The sequence below is a fragment of the Phragmitibacter flavus genome (assembly GCF_005780165.1).
Lineage (GTDB): Bacteria > Verrucomicrobiota > Verrucomicrobiia > Verrucomicrobiales > Verrucomicrobiaceae > Phragmitibacter > Phragmitibacter flavus.
Genome location: NZ_VAUV01000018.1, coordinates 70,209 through 88,863 on the forward strand (window position 1 = coordinate 70,209; position 18,655 = coordinate 88,863).

Sequence of the window (18,655 nt, forward strand, 5' to 3'; positions counted from 1 at the left end):
CATGGTCCAAATTCTTGCTCCCAACATCACTGACGAAATCCGGCGTCTCAAAAAAGAACGCAATGCCGTCATTCTGGTTCACAACTACCAAAGTCGCGAGATTCAGGAACTGGGTGATTTCGTGGGGGATTCACTTGGGCTCGCCTACAAAGCCAAGGAAACCGATGCCGACGTTATCGTCTTTTGCGGGGTCCATTTCATGGCTGAAACCGCCAAGATCGTCAACCCCAACAAGATCGTCGTCCTGCCCGACGCCAACGCCGGCTGCTCCCTCGAACAGAGCTGCCCCGCTCCCCAACTGGAAAAATTCCTTCAAGTTCACGCCGAGAAAAACTATTACGTCATCGCCTACATCAACTGCAGCGCGGGCGTCAAGGCCCTGAGCGACTGCATTTGCACCAGCGGCAACGCGGTCAAAATCGTCGAAGCCGCCCCCAAGGACCGCCCCATTCTTTTTGTTCCCGATCAAAACCTCGGCTCATGGGTCATGGAACAAACCGGTCGTAAAATGGACCTCTGGCAGGGTGCCTGTTATGTTCATGTCGAGTTCACCCGCGACAGCATCAATCAGATCAAAGAAGAATATCCTGACGCCGCCGTCGTCGCCCATCCGGAATGCACTTACGCCGTGCGCATGCTCGCCGACGTCGTGTGCAGCACCGAAAAAATGGTGCATTACTGCCTCGAAAGCCCGGCTGAGACTTTCATCATCGTCACCGAAAGCGGCATGCTGCATCGACTCGAACGCGAGGTCCCCCACAAACGCTTCATCCCCGGCCCTACCGGTCACTGCCGTTGCGCGGACTGCCGCTACATGAAGATGAACAATCTGGAAAAACTCCACAATTGTCTCCTGAACCTCAGTCCTCAGGTCGAAATGGCCGAAGACATTCGTAAACGCGCTGAAAAACCCATTTTACGCATGCTGGAACTCAGCCGCTGATAGTCAATCATTGGACCGCAAGGCTGCAATGCGCACCCGTCAAAAATCCAGCGCCTTCAAGCTCGCAAACGCCCTGCCCAAGTTCGCCGCCACGTCCCCCGCCGTCAGCGATTCTTGAGACACCTCACCGTGCGTTATCGCCAACTCGGCGGACCGACCGCTCAGCCACGCGCCCAGACAGGCCGCGTCATATCCATCCAATCCCTGCGCGATCAGCGCCCCACACAGCCCGCTCAAAACATCGCCCATTCCGCCGGAAGCCATGCCAGGATTTCCCGTGGTATTAAACGCCAAAGCCCGGCCCTTTGCCGCAATCACCGTGCGCGAACCCTTCAACAGCAACTGAACATTCGGAAAACGCTCCGCGAATTCCCGCGCCAGTTCAGCCCGCGAGAGACACTTCCACTCTTCTGCCCCTGTTACCAACCGTGCCATTTCTCCCGGATGCGGCGTCAAAAGCACCCGTGCCTTCACCTCACCCAAAAAATCCAACCTTGCGTCCGATTCCGCCATCGCATTGATGCCGTCCGCATCCAGCACCACAGGAACCGCCACCTTTTTCAAAATCGCACGCACCTCCTCTGCAAACATCCTTCCCAATCCCGGACCGATCACCAAAACATCCAGCCGATCCTCCAAACAGACCTCGTAATTTGGGACCGGTTTTACCATTACTTCAACCGGCATCATCGGTGCCAGCAAAGCATACATTTCCTCCCTCACATATACCGTCACCAACCCCGCGCCCCCGTGCAGCGCGCCACGCGCCGACAACACCGCCGCCCCCAGCATCCCCCTTGATCCCGCCACGATCCCCACCCGACCCGCGCGACCTTTGTGAAAATCAAAATCCCGACGCGGCAATTTCGACAACAATCGGTTCGACAACAACACGACAGCATCTGCATCCCCTGCCCCGTCAGCCAGTTCACGCAAAGGCACCACGACCAGTCTGCCTACATGATTTACTGCTGCATCGGCGAGTAATCCCACCTTAACACAGGCTATCGTAATCGTGAGGTCTGCTCTCACACAACAGGCTCCGGGAACGCCTGTGTTGCCGTCCAACCCGGAAGGTAAATCAAGTGCCATCACCTCCACATGCCGCCTTTCGCGCAATGCATTGATCTCCAAAACCACATCAGCCAATCCTCCCCTCAACGCCCCGCGTCCGACTCCACCAATGCCAATCAATCCATCCATCACCACCACGCTCCCCCTTTCATCGGACAATTCCACAAGGCTGTTCACGATCTTGAACTCTCCGCCCAACGCCTTCCAATGCGCCGCTGGCAACGCCTTAAAATCCTTCTCCGCATAGGCAAGTCTCACCACAATCTGCCATCCCCGCTCTTTCAATATTCGCGCCGCCACCAGCGCGTCTCCGGCATTGTTGCCCTTTCCCAAACACAAAACCAAAGCTCCTGTCTGAGGAAAAAATTGCTGCACCACCTTCGCAATGCCCACCCCCGCCTCTTCCATTAAATCCTTCGCCAACACCCCTCGCAAAAACGCAGACTCCTCCAGACGCTGCATCTGTTCACAAGTTACCATCATTCGCCAAGATCATCTCAGTCGATGATGCAATCAATCCACAATGCACAATCAACGCAGCTTTCGGTAAGCAAGGATTCCCTTGGCAATGCCAGTGGCAATTTTCTCCCGATACCGCCCTGTCATCATGTCCGCCCTCTCGCGGGAGTTGCTGACAAATCCACACTCCACCAGCACGGCAGGATTGCGTCTGGTGTTGCGAATGACGTGAAAACTTGCGCTCTTGACCCCCCGGTTCGTCAACCTCGTTTCCTGGATCATGTATGCCTGAATAAATCCTGCGAGCCGGTAGCTGCCGCTGTGGTGGTAAAACGTCTCCAACCCATGTCCGGAACCGCCACGACTGTAGTTGTAATGCACACTGACAAAAATTGCATTGTTGTGACTGTTTCCAATGCCGGAACGGCCCGCCAGCGGAATGAAAACATCCGTGCTGCGGGTCATGATCACATTCAAACCCTGCGCCCTCAAAAGCTGCTGAACCCGGCGGGCGGTATCCAGCGCCAGATGTTTCTCAAAAACATAGCCAATCGAAGCGCCCCTGTCATGCCCACCATGACCCGCATCAATGACCACTGTATTGAACGCCTCAGCCCGAGTTGCCACCAGCAAGAACAGCGCAAACAACACCACCACGCGCAACCTTGCGATGGCGCAGGTGGACCAATTGATAAATGTGCCGGTGCGAGGGAAAGAAGACATCAGCGAAAACAAAACGATCAGACAGGTGGAGCGGGGGAGTATGGCTGCGTTTCCATAAGTCGGAACTGCTGGAGCCGCAACCCTAAAAAAATGCCGCAGACCTTTCGATCTGCGGCATGAACGAAGTTCAGCTTGATCCCTGAATTATTAGCCTTCTCCATCAACGCCGAGAATATCTTTCTCAATCGGCTGACGGGCGAAGAGGTTGTCCGCCTCACCCTTCAACTTCTGAACACCTCTCCGACCAGCCAGATCGGTCAATGTCACACTGGAATCATTGAGGCCGATAATGATCTTGCCACCGCCCCAAGTGCGACCTTGCACATCAGCCTGACCGGCTGCATCGGCGTTCCACTCGGGATCCCATTCCGCTTGAGTTGCCGCTTCGAAAACCGCAGGAATGCTGCCGCTGGACGAGTTGGTCAACCCGGCCGTCATCATCCAATGATTTTCGTTCCTTCCAACCGCTTGATCAAAGCCAGGGCTCTCGCCAATTCGGCCATCAGGAATGCCCCAGTTGCTCACCGGGCACCCAAAAATGGTTTCATTGTCGAGGACTTCTGCGATGAACAAATTGCGGAAAGCATCATTTGCGTTGTCCGCGTCATTTCCTTCGGAATCTTTGTCTGAATAACGGCCATTGTTATCTGAAGCATAAAGCTGCTGCGACAAGATGATCTGTTTGCAGTTGTTGATTCCTTTGGTGATGTTGCCGCGTTCCTGGATTCGACCAAAGGTCGGAACCGCAAGGCTCGCCAGAATGGCGATGATGGTAATCACCACCAGTAGTTCGATAAGGGTAAAGCCCTTGTTAAGTTTGGTTTTCATGGTTTTATCTATCGTTATGTTATTAGGGTATATTCTGCGTGGAACACCTCTTTGCAGAGGCAATTTCCAAATCAATTAGACCAGAAACGCTCCGGAAAGGGTAGAAAAATCCTGCGGAATTTATCGCAACGTCGAGACCCGCCAGGCTCCAGCCTGTCCCCGGCCTTACTTCTCCGCCTCCGCCGAAAGACGCGCCGCCTCTTTTCGCAACAAGCGCCCCACCCGATGCTTCGCCAGATACACCTGCGCCGCATTCACCCCCAGTTCCTCCTTCAACCGCTCCACCGGCCAGTTGTTTAGCACGTAACACGAAAAAATCTGGAACTGCCGGGGCGAAACCATCGAACGCACCTTGCGCAACGCGATTTCCATCACCTGTTCCCGCCATTCCTTGTCCCACAAATCCTCCAAGGCCACCCCACGCGGATCAGCACAGCGGTCAATCGGCGCCGTGTTCCTCTCGTCATCTTCAAAATGGATGTTCGCCTCCCGCTCCCGCTGCTTCTTCCTGCGCCGAAACTGATCCAAAATCCGCCAGCGGGCCTGATTCAACAAAAAGCTCTTAAATGACCCCTGCGAAGTATCAAACTTCTTCTTCTGCAGGTTCTTCGCCACCCCGATGAAGGTCTCCTGCACCACATCGCTCGACTCCTCGTCCGACAATCCCGACTTGCGTGCCACATGAAACACAAAACCCGAATAAGTGCGGTAAAATTCATCCCAGCTCGACCAGTCCGACCAGTTGTCCAGCTTCTCAATCAAAGTCTTCCGCGTCTGCGGCGATGACTCAGGTTTTTGCTGTGCTTGTTCGAGGGGCTCCGCCATTTCAAACAGCATATACAGAGTCCCCAACACCTGCAAACACCCATTTTAATCCCCCGGTTCACCCACCCCGCGCATGAAAGACCACCCCCACCCCTCCCGTAAAACCCTAAGCGCCATCAATCATGCTTCCTCAATTTTTTCGCTCCCACACCGCTGCCACCGCCCTGCTGCTCGCCACCCTCGCCGCCTGCACTCCCTCCCAAATGCGCAAATCCGCTGACCGGGAAGTTAATCAGGTCCTTAAACAAAAAACCTCGACCGTCCCCAATTCCGGCGACCAGCTCCTCGACATCACCCCGCCCGGCCCGGCCTCGCTGGATACCCTCGCCACCAACAAAAAGGCCGCTGATTTCCTCGGAGACAGTTCCCACATCGAGAAGAACGCCCGCGTCATCCCTCTGCACGAAGCGCTCCGACTCTCCATCACCCACAACCGCGACTACCTCAGCCGTAAGGAACTCCTCCACCTTCAGGCCCTCGACCTCACCCTCGCCCGCCACCAGTTCACCCCCATCCTCACCGCCTTCGGTTCCGGCCGATACGAAAACATCCAAACCCCCGCCATCAACGAACTCATCCGCGAAAACACCTTCACCACCACCGGAACCGCCGGCCTCAGCATCCTCACCCGCACCGGTGCGCGACTCGCCACCGACTTCACCACCGACTTCCTGCGCTTCCTCTCCGGCAACGTCACCCAAGTTCGCGATTCCGTCCTCGCCGTCACCCTCACCCAGCCCCTTCTGCGCGGTGCCGGTCAACGCGCCACCATGGAAACTCTGACCCAGGCCGAGCGCGACCTCCTCTACTCGATCCGCGACTTCACCCAATACCGCAAAACTTTCGCCGTCGACATTGCCACCCAATACTACCGCACCCTCCAGGCCCGAGAAGCCGCCCAAAACGCCCACTTCGCCTATCAAGGATTCCAAAAAATCCTCCCTGAATCCCGTGCCCTCGTCACTGAAGGCAAACGCACCGAATCCCAAATCGGCCTGATCGAACAAGCCTCCCTCCGCTACGAACGCCTGTGGATCAACTCCATCCGCAACTACGAAAGCCAGCTCGACGATCTCAAAATCTCCCTCGGCATTCCCGTCCAGACCACCATCATCCCCGACCCGAAAGAGCTCACCAAACTCTCCATCGAAGACCCCGTTTTCACCTACGACCAGTCCATCGACACCGCCCTCACCGCCCGGCTTGACCTCCACAACAACACCGACAGCCTCGAAGACACCCGCCGTCGCATCAAACTCGGCGAGCAAAACCTCCTCCCGCAAATCGATCTCACCGGCGGCTACCAGATCAACAGCGATCCCGGAAAAACCTCCCTCAACACTGACCGCCGCAAGCTCGGGGCAGGGCTTGATGTCGACCTCCGACTCGACAAAAAAGCCGATCGCAACGCCTACCAGTCTGCCCTCATCGCTGAACAAACCGCCACCCGTGAACTCGACCTCGCCCAGGAAACCGTCCGCAGCGCCCTGCGCACCGACTGGCGCGATCTCCAAACCGCCCAAAAACAATACGAAATCGCCCAGACCGGCATCACCCTCAGCGACCGGCTCTTCGAAAACGAACGCCTTCTCAACGAAGTCGGCCGCGGCAGCACCCGTGACCTTGTCGACGCCCAACAAGACCTCATCGAGGCCCGCGACGCCCTAACCGCCGCCCTCGTCAGTCACAACATCGCCCGACTCAATCTCTGGAAAGACATGGGCATCCTCTACATCCAGAAAGACGGAGCCTGGGAACGCGTATTGTCTAACGAAGCCAAATAACCTAAACCCTCGCGTTTTCAGTATTTTTCATCCCTCCGCCTTTCAAAACATGCCTCGCCCACCACGCAAAAAAATTCTCGGACTCCTCGGCATTCTCACCGCCATTAGTCTGCTTGCCTGGTTTATCACCGGACGCGGCTCCGATGCTTCCAACAGCCTCCCCACCATTCCCGTCCAACAAGGCACCATCCAGATCAACGTCCTCCAGGGGGGCGAAATCCGCGCCCTCAGCAATCACGAGGTCAAATGCGAGATCGAACTTCCCACCAAAATCCTTTCTCTCATCCCCGAAGGTTACCAGATCACCGAAGAAGACGTTAAAAATGGCAAAGTCCTCATCGAACTCGACAGCGCCGACTTGAAAGAGCGCATCATCAACCACGAAATCGAGTTCCAAACCACCGTCTCCGCCTACATCGAAGCCGACGAACAACGCGCCATCCAGACCAGCGACAACCAAAGCCTCGCCCGCGCCGCCGAACAATCCATCCGCTTCGCCCTCATGGACTTCGAGCGTTACATGGGCAAAATCGTCGCCAGCCAGGTCCTCAAAGCCCGCCAGCTCCCCAGCGCCGAACCTGAACTCGACGCCTGGATCGGCACCCTCAACGCTTACAAACCGCAAATCTCCAGCCTTCCCACCCTTCAGCAAGATCCCCTCGCCGAGCCCGATCCCAAGGCACAAACCGATGCTGCCCCGACGCCCGCACCAGCAACGGAACCTGAAACCTCCCGCATCAACTTCATCACTTATCTCGAAAACGACCAACTCGGCGATGGTGAAGCCAAACAAACCCTTCGCCAGCTCAGCAACGACCTCCTCCTCAAAGAATCCGAATTCAGCATCGCCAAACAAAACATCGAAGCCAGCGAACGCCTCGCCGAGAAAAAGTTCATTACCAAAACCACCCTCGAAACCGATCAAGTCAATCACGAGAAATCCCGTCTCGCCTTCCAAACCGGCGGCACCACCCTCGACCTCTTCAAGACCTACGAATTCCCCAAACAGGCCGAGCTCTACCTCTCCGCCTACGAGGAAGCCCTGAAAAATCTTCAGCGCACCCTCCGCTCCAATCGCTCCCGCATGGCGCAGGTGGAGTCCAAATTCCAGACCGCCAAACGCCGTTACGAAGTCTCCCTTCAGCGCAAAGAAGACTTCGACCGCCAACTCAAAGCCGCCATCATCAAAGCCCCCGTCCCCGGCCTCATCGCTTACGGCTCCACCAAAGGCGGCGGTTATCGCAGCAGCGACATCATCGAAGAAGGCGCCACCACCCGTTTCCGCCAGACCCTCCTGACCATTCCCAACATGTCGCAAATGGGTGTCGGCGTGAACATCCACGAGTCCCAAGTCAAAAAAATCCGCCTAGGTCAGGCCTGCCGTGTCACCATCGACGCCGAACCCGGCAGAACCCTCGAAGGCAAGGTCGCCGAACTCGCCGTTCTTCCCGACTCCGCCAGCTCACGCTTCACCCCCAACCTCAAGGTCTACCCCGCCGTCGTCCATATCACCGGCACCCACGAATGGCTCAAACCCGGCATGAACGCCAAGGTCGAAATCATCGTCGACCAGCTCGACGACGTCCTGTATGTCCCCGTCCAGAGCATCGAAGTCGAAAACGACCACTTCTTCACCTACGTCAACACCGGCTCCGGCGAACTCGAACGCCGCGAAGTCAAAACCGGTTCCTTCAACGACCAGTTCATCGAAATCGTCGGTGGTCTCGCCCTCGGCGAAAACGTCTCTCTCTCCATCCCCAAACGCCAGACCCTCGAATCCGCCCCCATACTCTCTGCTCCCAAGGCCCCGACCGCCCCGGCCGCAACTCCCGCCCCGGCTGAGCCCAAGAAAGAAACCATCACCGCCGCGCGCTAACGCCCAGAGTCAGGATTCTGACTTTAGCCCTTGGCCCTTATCCTTTCGCCTTTCTTCATGCGCCCAATCATCGAGCTTCGCGACATCCGCAAAATCTACCGGCAGGGTGATGTCGACTCCCATGTCCTCCAGGGCCTCAACATCACCATCAACGAAGGTGAATACGTCTGCATCATGGGTCCTTCAGGCTGCGGCAAATCCACCCTGCTCAACGTCCTCGGCTGCCTCGACCAACCCACCAGCGGCGAATATCTTCTCGGCGGGCAAGATGTCGCCACCCTAAACGACGACGACCTTTCCCGCGCCCGCTGCCGCAACCTCGGCTTCATCTTCCAAAGCTACAATCTCATCCAGCAGCTCAGCGTCCTCGAAAACATCGAAGTCCCCCTTTATTACAAAGGCATTCCCCAGGCAGAAAGCCGCATCATCTCCACCCGTCTCGCCACCCAAGTTGGACTCGACCACCGCCTCCATCACCGTCCCAACCAACTCTCCGGCGGCCAGCAACAACGCGTCGCCATCGCCCGCTCTTTGGCCAACGACCCACTTGTGATCCTCGCTGACGAAGCCACCGGCAACCTCGACAGCAAATCCGGCAAAGAGATCCTCGACATCTTCGACGACCTCAATGCCGCCGGCAAAACCATGGTCTTCGTCACTCACGACGAACGCATGGTCGAACGCTGCTCCCGCGTCATCCGCCTCAAAGACGGCTTTCTCGACAAAGACGAACCCGGCGCCAAAGCAAAAGCAAAGCTCTCAGTTTCAAGTGTTCCGCTTTCCGCAGTTCCCGTCTGAATTTAGCCCTTATCCTTTATCCCTTAGCCTTTGACATCCAACCCCATCCTCCGTCTCGCGCTCTCGCCCCAGCATCTGCTGCGGTCGATGGAAATGGGTGCCAAGAGCATCTGGCTGCACCGGCTGCGCTCCATGCTCACCGCCCTCGGTGTCGTCTTTGGCGTCGCCTCCGTTGTCGCCATGCTCGCCATCGGTGAAGGAGCCAGTCACGAAGCCCAGGAACAAATCCGCAAGCTCGGATCGCAAAACATCATCCTCGAAAGCGTCAAACCCACCGAGAACCAGGGTCCCGCCAGCCAGAATCGCAGCGTGGTTCTCGACTACGGCCTCACCACCCGCGACATCGATCAAATCCGCCAGACCATCCCCGGCATCTCCATCGTCGTCCCCAGCCGCGTCATCAGCGAACTCCTCTGGGTCGAAGAACGCAACGTCGACGCCAGCATCATCGGCGCACTCCCCATCTATCCCGAGATGCGCAACCGCAACCTCGTTGCCGGACGCTTCTTCAACGAGCTCGAACAAAAACAACGCCTCCCCGTCTGCGTCCTCAACGAAAACGCCGCCCAGCGCCTCTTCCCCCTCGCCACCCCAATCGGTAAAGCCGTCCGCATCCGCGGTTCCTACTACCAGGTCATCGGCATCATCGAAGACGAAAGCCTGCGCGCCACCGGTGAAGGTGGCATCCAGGGCGGCACCAACAGCGGCAGCGGCAACGCCAATCTCGCCCAGCTTATCATGCCGTTCGACACCTTGCTCGACCACTTTGGCGACACCTTCTTCCGTCACCGCAGCGGCAGCTTCGAAGCCGAAAAAGTCGAATTCCACGAAGCCATCGTCCGTGTTGCCGACATCGACTCCGTCGTCAGCCGCGCCGAAGCCATCAAGCACCTCCTCGCCCGCAATCACCCCAAGGAAGACTACCGCGTCACCGTCCCCATCGAACTGCTTCGCCAGGCCGAGCACACCAAACGCATCTTCAGCATCGTCCTCGGCAGCATCGCCGCCATCTCCCTTCTCGTGGGCGGCATCGGCATCATGAACATCATGCTCGCCAGTGTCACCGAACGCACCCGTGAGATCGGGGTCCGACGCGCCCTCGGTGCCCGTCAGGCCGACATCGTCCTGCAGTTCCTCATCGAAACCATCCTGCTCGCCGGAGCCGGTGGCGTCATCGGTGTCATCCTCGGCCTCGGCATTCCCCTCGCCATCAGCCACTTTGCCGGCGTCACCACCGTCATCAAGGCCTGGGCCCCCACCCTCGCCTTCTCCATCTCCGTGATCACCGGCATCGCCTTCGGCATCTACCCCGCCATGCGCGCCGCCAAGATGAACCCCGTCGAAGCCCTTCGTCACGAGTAGTTCAAAGTTGAACGTAGCCGCCGCCGTAATGAGGCTCTAATCCGGTCCCCCCGGGCCTCCCTTAACCCGGCGGTTCATTGTTCCGCATCATCCGCACAATCTGATCCTGCGACAACGCCGCATCCACGATAAACACCTCATCCACATCACCGCGGAAAAACATCTTCGGCGCCCCTTTTCTCGCCGCCTCATCGGTATAAACGATGTTCCGCCCCATCCATACCCCGTGCCCCGCCTCCAGCACATTGGTCTGGATTTCCGTCAGCGTTCGGCGCGACACCGTCTCCTTCTTCCCATCCACATAAAGCAGCACATTGGTCGACAAATTCGGACGCGATCCCGCATACATCACCACCGCCACATGGTGCCATTGCCCATCGCGCAAATCCGTCGTGCCAATCACACAACCCCCGTCATAAGTTCCGATCCGCAACCGGCCCTTCAAACCTTCCGTCGTGGTATTGGCCGACAACTGCCATGCGCGCGGACCCGACACCGTGCCCCAGGACACAATGCCGTGCCCTTCATACACACCCACATCCTTCGGCACCCTCACCCATAGTGCAATCGATCGGCCTTGGTTCCCTGCAATCCCCGGAAACTCGGTCTCCGCATAACCCCCATCCCCGGCAAACGAAAGACCGCCACCAAAAACCCCCGCCGTCCGCTTCGGCTCCTCCGCCTTCTTGCCAAACTGTTTCATCAACAATCGCGTGTCACTATCCCCACCAATAAATCCCCTGCCACGATCCTCCACCACCGCTCCCTGCGGTTCATCGAACGACCAGTGAATGAACCTTATCGGCTCATCCTTGCGGCTCGGCATGTCCGTTACAAACGCACTCGCGTCCACCTCCATGCGCTTCACCCCGGCCTTGCTCAACCGCACGGCCTCGCCAGCCAGCAATGTCGTTTTCGCATGTCCAAACCCCTTCGCCTCCACCGCCCCTTCCAGCACATGCACCTCCATCTTTCCCTCCTCCTCCAAACTCACACAAAACTCCGTGCCCAGATCCACCACCTCTGCCTGCTCCGTCACCACCTTGAATCCATAGGCTGAACTCGGACACCTCACCGAGATCCGTCCCTGCCTCAAATAAATCTCCGTCTCGTCCCGCAACTCCACATCAAAAGGCCCTTCCAACACCACCCGCGCCCCATTGCGAAAACCCAGCTCCAGCAATCCATTCGCGCCCTGCAAACGCTGACCCCGCGCCAGATCCGGTTCGGTGAACGATGGCGGCGTCCCCACCCAAACCATCCCTTCAGAACGCATCACCGAAGCCGGAGCCACCTGCCACATCGCCAGCCACCAAGCTCCCAGCCCGATTACCGCCAGTGCCGCCGCTGCCGTCCCCACCCGCTTCAACCGACGCTGCCAGAGCCAGCGACGCGCCCGCTCCGCCGTCTTCCAGGCCATCTCCATCGACACCTGCTCATCCTGTTCGATCCTCATCACCGCCTCGCGAGCCGCCAGCGAACCCTCCGCCGACTCCATTGCCAGCGGCAACAAACGATCCACCGCCAGCAACCTTCCCAACGCGTGGCGCGCCTCCGCGCTCTCCGCACAAATCGACATCAACTGCTCCATTTCCTCCTTCGACAGGTTTCCCTCCACAGCACCTGCTGCGAGAATTTGCCATTGCATCGAACGCGGGTTCATGAAGAAGGAGAAGGAGATGGAGAAGCAGTGGGAGTTGAGGGATAAACCGCCACAGAATCCGGCACTTTGGAAGCAATGCAATCTCCAAGCACCACCCGCAACCGGTGCAGCTGCATCGACAGCGCCGAAGGCCGCTTGTGCAGTTGCCGTGCCAGCTCTTCAATCGAACATCCATCCGCATACCGCGCATTCAAAAGCGCGCGCGACGGACCATCGACGAGACTCAAACATTCACGCAGCGCGTCCAGCATCTCCCCCTCGCCCGCATTTTCGAACTGCCCCGCCACCTCAGCGTCGAGCACCGTCTGCAGCTCCTCATGCAGGCCCACCGGGATCGCCCGAAATTTACGGCGGTAGTTCGCCAGCAAATTCATCGCGATCCCCCGCAGCCAAGGTGCCATCGGTCGCTCCGGATCACACGAATCAATCTTCCGAAAAGCCGTCAAAAAAACCTCCTGAGCCAGATCTTCCGCATCATGCCGGCTGTCCATGCGCACCGCCAGGCAGGCCCACACCCCCGCATGATGCTTCTGCACCAAAGCCGCGAACGCCCCCAGATCATGATCCTGCGCCGCCCGGATCAAGGCAACATCTCGACTGTGATCAATCAAACTCATGAAATCACCAATATAACAAGTCTAGTTCGAATCATATCCACCATTCAATTGTCGCCTGTTTCGCTCCGCAGCACAAATTCAAGCCTAATTCTGTCTTTCTCATTCCAATCGAACGCGAAAATTTTCACCGCATTGAGATATTAGAAAAATATTTGAGAAAAATGTGCTGTGGCAGACTCCAGAAAACAATTTGTCTTTGAGGCGCATCATAAGTCGCCCCCCCAATTCCTTAGATAAGAACGGGATTGGCCATTCCAGAAATCCAAAAAAATGAGGATTCGGAATTATTTCATCGACAATCAAAGCCTGTTTATGTCAATACTTAGTAAATACCATTTTATTCTATTCAGGTCATTTCGATCTTTGAGTTCCCCATGCTGTCTCCCCTTCACATCGCGCCGATTCGTGCAGCTCCGTATCGAGATAGTCGCTTCTCTCCAGCGGCCTTCACGTTGATCGAGCTGCTGGTGGTCATCACCATTATCGGAGCCCTTCTCGCCCTGTCAGGTGCCGGACTGTCCGGGGCCATGGGGGGAATGGCCATCACCAATGCTGGCAATAAAGTTTCACAACTTTGTGACGGTGCGCGCCAACGCGCCATGACCGGGAACGTGCTCACGGCTGTCGTCATCGTAACCAATGCAGGCACCAACGAAGATGGCCGGGCGATGGCCGTTTTCGAATACCCCCCCGGTGGACCTGCCTGGAAACAATTCACCGAATGGAACATCCTCCCGGACGGCATTACCGTCGACGTCAACAACAACTCCTACGGATCTTTCGTCCACAACTCCACCCCTCTTCCCTTCTTCGCCCCCGGCTCGGTCAAATACCACGACAACCCGCTTACGGCGAATCAATTTGCAGCCCGGGTCTTCGTTCCCAGCGGCGGGTTACTGGAGAGCAACGCCGCCTCACAGATGCAAGTGGTCGACGGAACCACGTCTTCAAACACCACCACCTACACGAAGGTGCTCAACGGCAAACCAGTCAACTTCTACCGGATCACCATCCTCGGAGCCACCGGTAAGACCAAAATTGAACGCCCCGAACTACCCTAGGAAAACTCCGCCACCATGCTCGCTAAACCCAGCACCCTATTGAAGAAAAAACGTCGGCCCGGTTTCACCCTGGTGGAGGTTTCACTCGCCATCGCGGTGGCCGGCATCTCCTTGTTTTCCGTTATTGGCCTGCTTCCCACCCTTCTCGAAAACGATGAAAAAAGCGGTGCCAATTCCATCCTCCCCACCCTTGCAACCCAGGCGGTTGCAGAAGTGAAACGAAAAATTGCCGAAGACGGTCTCCCCGTAAGCCTCGATACCCATTTGAACGAAAAAACGGCGCCCGATTATACCTTCCACTTTTCCGCAGACGGGTTGCGCACCGAGAAAGATGACATCAACACCGTCTTTGAATGCAATCTGTCCATGAGCCGGATGGTCCCACTCGCTAGCAATGCAACCGGCCTCACCCTCCCGGATCCCGGCGACCACTGCCTGGCGGCCAGAATGATTTTCCACTGGCCTGCAACCAGCCCGCCCAATCCGCAAAGGACCAAGACGTTCCACTCCACCATTACCGATGATTAGCGCACCCAGCCACCAAAAAACTGGCGCGCCCCCCCAGCGCCAGCACCTCAAGAAGGGATTCACCCTTCTCGAATTGCTCGTTTCCATTTCGATCCTCAGCATCCTCATCCTCGTGCTCGCCCAGGTTTCCAGCATGGTCGCCAACACCTGGAGCAGCGGCAACGCACGCGCCGACCGGCGCGCCAACGGTCGCTCCCTGGTCGACTTCATCGCCCGCGAACTCCGCAGCGCCTCCCTGCCCGTTGCCCAGCCCCGCGACGCTGCCGGCAACATCATGACCGACTACCCGGACCTCCAGTTTGTCCACAACCCGCCCACCGTCAGCGGCGGACCCAACGGCTTCAAATATCCCCATGCCATCTTCTGGCAGGCCCCCATTGCGAACGATCTCTCCGCCGGCGACCTCGCCACCATTGGATATTTTGTTCGCTGGGACACCAGCACCAGCACCCCTAGGGCCATGCTCTGCCGCTACTTCGTCAACCCCAACGACCCCGCCTACACCATCTACGACAACGCCAGCCAGTGGATCACTGACACCACCCTCGATGCCGTCGCCCCCGGCGACAACAAAACCCCCTCAAACGCCACCCAACCCAACGCCTACCGCGGTCTCTTCGCCGACAACGTCATCGCCTTCTGGGCCCAATGCCACGATGCCTCCGGAAACATCATCGACGCCACCACCGCCACGACCACCACGGCATCAACCAAAAGTTTTGACTCCCGCGTCGACTATACCGGCGCCGACTCCTCCGGCGAACCAAAAACCTACACCGCCCCCACCCTCCCCCACAGCGTCGACGTCGCCTTCGTCTTGGTCGACTCCCGCACCGCCGCCCTCTTCACACCCGCCATCATGGGAGAAATCAAAGCTCTGTCCAACAACCTCGCCGCCACCTCCGCCTCCTCCGCCACCTTTCTGGAAGCGCTTCAAACCAGCCCCTCACTCAAAAGAATCGCACAAGGCGCAACCGCCCATCGCCTGCGCGTTTACCTCGACAACGCCCCATGAAAATCCATCCATCATCCTCACGAAACAGCTCTGGCGTTGCCTTGGTGATGACCATCATCATCCTCGCCCTCATCACCATCATGGTGCTTGGCTTCGCCGACTTGGTCCGGTATGAAACCGTCTCCGCCTCCAGCCACCAGGACCGCGGACGCGCCCAATTCCTGTCCCAGATGGGCGTCGACTCCGTGATCGGCGTCCTCAAAAAGCAAACTGCCGACCCCAACCTCGTCTGGGCCAGCAAACCCGGAGCCCTCATCGTCCCCGGAGACCCCGCCCAACCCAAAAAACTCTCCACCCAGGTCAACCTCCACTCCGGTTATCCCACCGACCCCGCCGCCGTCTACACCGCCGACGTGCTTGCCCCTGCCAACCTCAACATCCAGACCCTCGCCGATCAAAATCCCCCCTCCCACCTCATCACCGACCAGTCCCCCGACCCCGAACTCAGCACCACCGGTGCCGTCGCCCTTCCCCTTCGCTGGGTCTACGTTCGCGAAGACGGCTCCCTCGACTACTCAGAAACTCCCGTCCTTGGCAACACCAGCAACCCCCTGGTGGGCCGCTACGCCTACTGGACCGATGACGAATCCAGCAAAATCAACATCAACACCGCCTGGAAACGCAATCCCCTCAACAGCAGTCCCACCAACGCAAACTACAACCCATTCTCTCCGAGCCATCCAACCTCCGTCAATTTGACGAGCCTGAATGACCCGGTGCGGGGAATATCCTTCACCCCGGAAATGGCCGACACCCTCCATTCATACATTACCAGCAACCACACCTACACCGATCTGGGTATCCCTTCCAACGGCAACCCCCATCGTTTCTTTAACTCCCTCTTTGAAGCCAGAAAACTCGACGCCCTCAACGACACCGATGGCTTCACCAAAGCACTCAACGCCTACAAATTCGAACTCACCCACTACAATCAAGATCCCGACAGCACCTTCTTCAACGAACCCCGCATCGTCCTCACCACCCAACGCAAATACGCCCAGGGCCGCCCCTTCATCGACATCCTTAAAGACGCGGGTCGCAGACCTGCCCCAGGCAGCGGCGCAGGCACCCTTACCGATCTCGGTGGCGATCCTGGTCGCACCGATAGAGACTCCATCAATTACACCAAACTCAACCAGGTCGTCAAACAACTGGTCAACTACATGAAACGTGAAGACTGGCCCATGGTTCAAGGAACAGCAGGTAAACCCAGCCTGCAAAAAAAATATTATGGCGACAGCGATATCCGCCTCACTCAAATCGCTCTCAACATCATCGACTACGTGCGCAGCGCCGAATCGGAATACTTGCTTGTCGAACCCCTGCGCGGCATCATGCGCAATGGGGAATTTGTGAGCGACATTGAAGATCCCAGCATTCGTGGTGCCAACTACACCTACAAAGGCATCACCCGCAGCCTCTACATCACAGAAATGGGCGTCTGGGTAGCCGACGATCCAGAAACCAGCGGACCAAATGCAGGCCGGTTCCATTGCAAATTTTTTGTCGAAGTCCACCTTCCAGAAGGAAACGGAATTGATTCGCTGGATCTCACTAAACTCCCCGTCAAATACAATCAGGCAACCCCAACCAGCAACTTGTGGGTTTACAACAACCATATCGCCGGGGGCGGCACCACAGGTGCCCCGCCCGTCCATGTGTGGAAAATGGGGGACGGCAGCAACGGTGGAAAATGGTGGCTGGTAAGAAAAGAAAACATCGTTGGAGAAGGCCCCCCGGATGAGCGCAACCCAGTAATTGATAGAGGTGGATACAAAACACTCCAGTTCGATGCCTGGCGCCTCCCTATAGCCACCTCCCCGACCAATCCCAAAGGACGCCCCACCCAGTTCACCAACATGCGATTCGCCTTGGTCATGAACAAAATGAAGCCTGACAAAACCCCTATTCCTCCGACTGAGGCCGAGTTCGAACGCGGGTTCTCTTCCGACCCCGGCACCCAACGTTTCGAAGTAAGCCCCATCAGCGGTGGGTCCGTCCTTTATACGGTCAATACTCCGGGAACCGCTCCCGGCGATATTCGCTCCATGGCGGTCGACGACCCCTTCATCAACAATGTCACTGGCGACTGGAAACCCTCCAGTCCCCGCAACACCTTCGCCGGCCTCAAAGGAGGAGTTTCACGTCAAAATCCTGACGGAATCACTCCCATTGGCCCGCCCAATGACGATGTCAACTCGTTGGGCAAAGCCCCCCAGTTTGACCCTCCTCAGGACACCAATGCCTCTGGACTGGTTACCTCAGTCAGCATGAAATTTCCATACCCAAAAGGTCATGAACAAAACCAACAGGGAATGGTCTACTCCGCGGGCGAACTGGGTTTCATCCACACCGGGGTTGAGATTCACGATGGAGCCGGCAAACATGGAATTTCCTACCGAACCCTGCGACTTCAACCCAGCCTCCACACAAACACCACGGTTCCAGACTGGGCCTTCATGGACCTCTTCACCGCACCCGCCGTCTCCCCCAACCAAGCCCAGGACATCTTCACCCCACACGGCACCGGCGTCGGCGGGAGGGTAAACATCAACGCCCTCGTTGAGCCCTATGCCGACCCCACCGCAGTCACCAATGAGTCCAGTCGCCTGGTTCGGAGACTCCCCCTGGTTGCCATTTTCGCCGGTGCCCCCAGCAAAACTGACACCCCTGACATCCTCGACAGCACCCAGGCCAAACAAATCGCTGGCAATGTTTACCACCGCCGCTGGCTCTCCACCGATCCATCCCGCCGATTCGGCCACCCTGACTCCTTTGATTCGCCAGGGGAAATCGTCGAAATCGCCGGCGTCGCTGATCTTGGCGAGGAAAGCGAAGCCATTGTGCGCAGTATCGGCAGTCTCGTCACCACACGTGGCAGCGTGTTCTGTGTTTACAGCATCGGACAAACCCTGCGTGAAACACGCACCGGAAGTTTGCTCGTCACGGCGGAACAGCGCAATCAGACTGCGCTCGAGCGCTATCTTGAAATTGATGACAACGAGACCATCGATAACTATGCTGATGACATTAAAACCGTCCATTTTCGCAAAGTCACATCACGCAACCTAACTCCTTAGCGACCCTCTTCCACCTACC

Annotated in this window: 15 protein-coding genes; 9 read left to right on the top strand and 6 right to left on the bottom strand. The window is 57.5% G+C overall.

The window, feature by feature from the left end:
* Position 1 precedes the first annotated feature (1 nt).
* On the top strand, positions 2-943 hold the full coding sequence (gene nadA, locus FEM03_RS20605; protein WP_138088195.1) for a quinolinate synthase NadA: 942 nt from the start codon (positions 2-4) through the stop codon (positions 941-943).
* Positions 944-982: 39 nt separating this feature from the next.
* On the opposite strand, the gene FEM03_RS20610 is transcribed toward nadA, so the two are convergent.
* The 4 genes from FEM03_RS20610 to FEM03_RS20625 form a co-directional block, all read right to left on the bottom strand.
* A complete protein-coding gene (locus tag FEM03_RS20610; RefSeq protein ID WP_138088196.1) occupies positions 983-2,500 on the bottom strand; it encodes an NAD(P)H-hydrate dehydratase in 1,518 nt (505 codons plus the stop codon).
* Between the two features lie 48 nt (positions 2,501-2,548).
* Positions 2,549-3,199, bottom strand: coding sequence for an N-acetylmuramoyl-L-alanine amidase family protein (locus FEM03_RS20615; RefSeq protein WP_138088197.1), 651 nt, complete (start codon positions 3,197-3,199; stop codon positions 2,549-2,551).
* A gap of 147 nt (positions 3,200-3,346) precedes the next feature.
* Positions 3,347-4,027: a type IV pilin protein gene (locus FEM03_RS25705; RefSeq protein ID WP_138088198.1), complete on the bottom strand. Its 681-nt coding sequence runs from the start codon at positions 4,025-4,027 to the stop codon at positions 3,347-3,349.
* Between the two features lie 165 nt (positions 4,028-4,192).
* Positions 4,193-4,852, bottom strand: a complete 660-nt coding sequence (locus tag FEM03_RS20625) for a sigma-70 family RNA polymerase sigma factor (RefSeq protein ID WP_138088199.1) — start codon at positions 4,850-4,852, stop codon at positions 4,193-4,195.
* 122 nt (positions 4,853-4,974) lie between these two features.
* On the opposite strand from FEM03_RS20625, the gene FEM03_RS20630 reads away from it, so the two are divergent.
* The 4 genes from FEM03_RS20630 (at position 4,975) to FEM03_RS20645 (ending at position 10,672) form a co-directional block, all read left to right on the top strand.
* Positions 4,975-6,636, top strand: coding sequence for a TolC family protein (locus tag FEM03_RS20630; protein WP_138088200.1), 1,662 nt, complete (start codon positions 4,975-4,977; stop codon positions 6,634-6,636).
* Between the two features lie 49 nt (positions 6,637-6,685).
* On the top strand, positions 6,686-8,512 hold the full coding sequence (locus FEM03_RS20635) for an efflux RND transporter periplasmic adaptor subunit (protein WP_138088201.1): 1,827 nt from the start codon (positions 6,686-6,688) through the stop codon (positions 8,510-8,512).
* Positions 8,513-8,578: 66 nt separating this feature from the next.
* A complete protein-coding gene (locus FEM03_RS20640) occupies positions 8,579-9,310 on the top strand; it encodes an ABC transporter ATP-binding protein (protein ID WP_425501968.1) in 732 nt (243 codons plus the stop codon).
* A gap of 30 nt (positions 9,311-9,340) precedes the next feature.
* Complete coding sequence (locus FEM03_RS20645) at positions 9,341-10,672, top strand: ABC transporter permease (RefSeq protein ID WP_240772860.1); 1,332 nt, start codon at positions 9,341-9,343, stop codon at positions 10,670-10,672.
* A gap of 61 nt (positions 10,673-10,733) precedes the next feature.
* Here the strand turns inward: FEM03_RS20645 and FEM03_RS20650 are convergent, their stop codons facing one another.
* Both FEM03_RS20650 and FEM03_RS20655 read right to left on the bottom strand, forming a co-directional pair.
* A complete protein-coding gene (locus tag FEM03_RS20650) occupies positions 10,734-12,335 on the bottom strand; it encodes a LamG-like jellyroll fold domain-containing protein (protein WP_138088203.1) in 1,602 nt (533 codons plus the stop codon).
* A complete protein-coding gene (locus tag FEM03_RS20655; RefSeq protein ID WP_138088204.1) occupies positions 12,332-12,952 on the bottom strand; it encodes a sigma-70 family RNA polymerase sigma factor in 621 nt (206 codons plus the stop codon). Before FEM03_RS20655 ends, FEM03_RS20650 begins: the two co-directional genes overlap by 4 nt.
* 374 nt (positions 12,953-13,326) lie before the next feature.
* Here FEM03_RS20655 and FEM03_RS20660 point away from each other — a divergent pair, with 374 nt between their 5' ends.
* Genes FEM03_RS20660 through FEM03_RS20675 form a run of 4 tightly spaced genes read left to right on the top strand, consistent with a single transcriptional unit; the run spans position 13,327 to position 18,636 of the window.
* Positions 13,327-14,013, top strand: a complete 687-nt coding sequence (locus FEM03_RS20660; RefSeq protein ID WP_138088205.1) for a pilus assembly FimT family protein — start codon at positions 13,327-13,329, stop codon at positions 14,011-14,013.
* A gap of 15 nt (positions 14,014-14,028) precedes the next feature.
* Positions 14,029-14,541 (top strand): prepilin-type N-terminal cleavage/methylation domain-containing protein, encoded by a 513-nt coding sequence (locus FEM03_RS20665; protein WP_138088206.1) that lies wholly within the window; start codon positions 14,029-14,031, stop codon positions 14,539-14,541.
* Positions 14,534-15,556 (top strand): prepilin-type N-terminal cleavage/methylation domain-containing protein, encoded by a 1,023-nt coding sequence (locus FEM03_RS20670; RefSeq protein WP_138088207.1) that lies wholly within the window; start codon positions 14,534-14,536, stop codon positions 15,554-15,556. The genes FEM03_RS20665 and FEM03_RS20670 overlap by 8 nt, the downstream gene beginning before the upstream one ends.
* Entirely contained in the window at positions 15,553-18,636 is a 3,084-nt protein-coding gene (locus tag FEM03_RS20675) for a hypothetical protein (RefSeq protein ID WP_138088208.1), read from the top strand. The genes FEM03_RS20670 and FEM03_RS20675 overlap by 4 nt, the downstream gene beginning before the upstream one ends.
* The last annotated feature ends 19 nt before the right edge of the window (positions 18,637-18,655 follow it).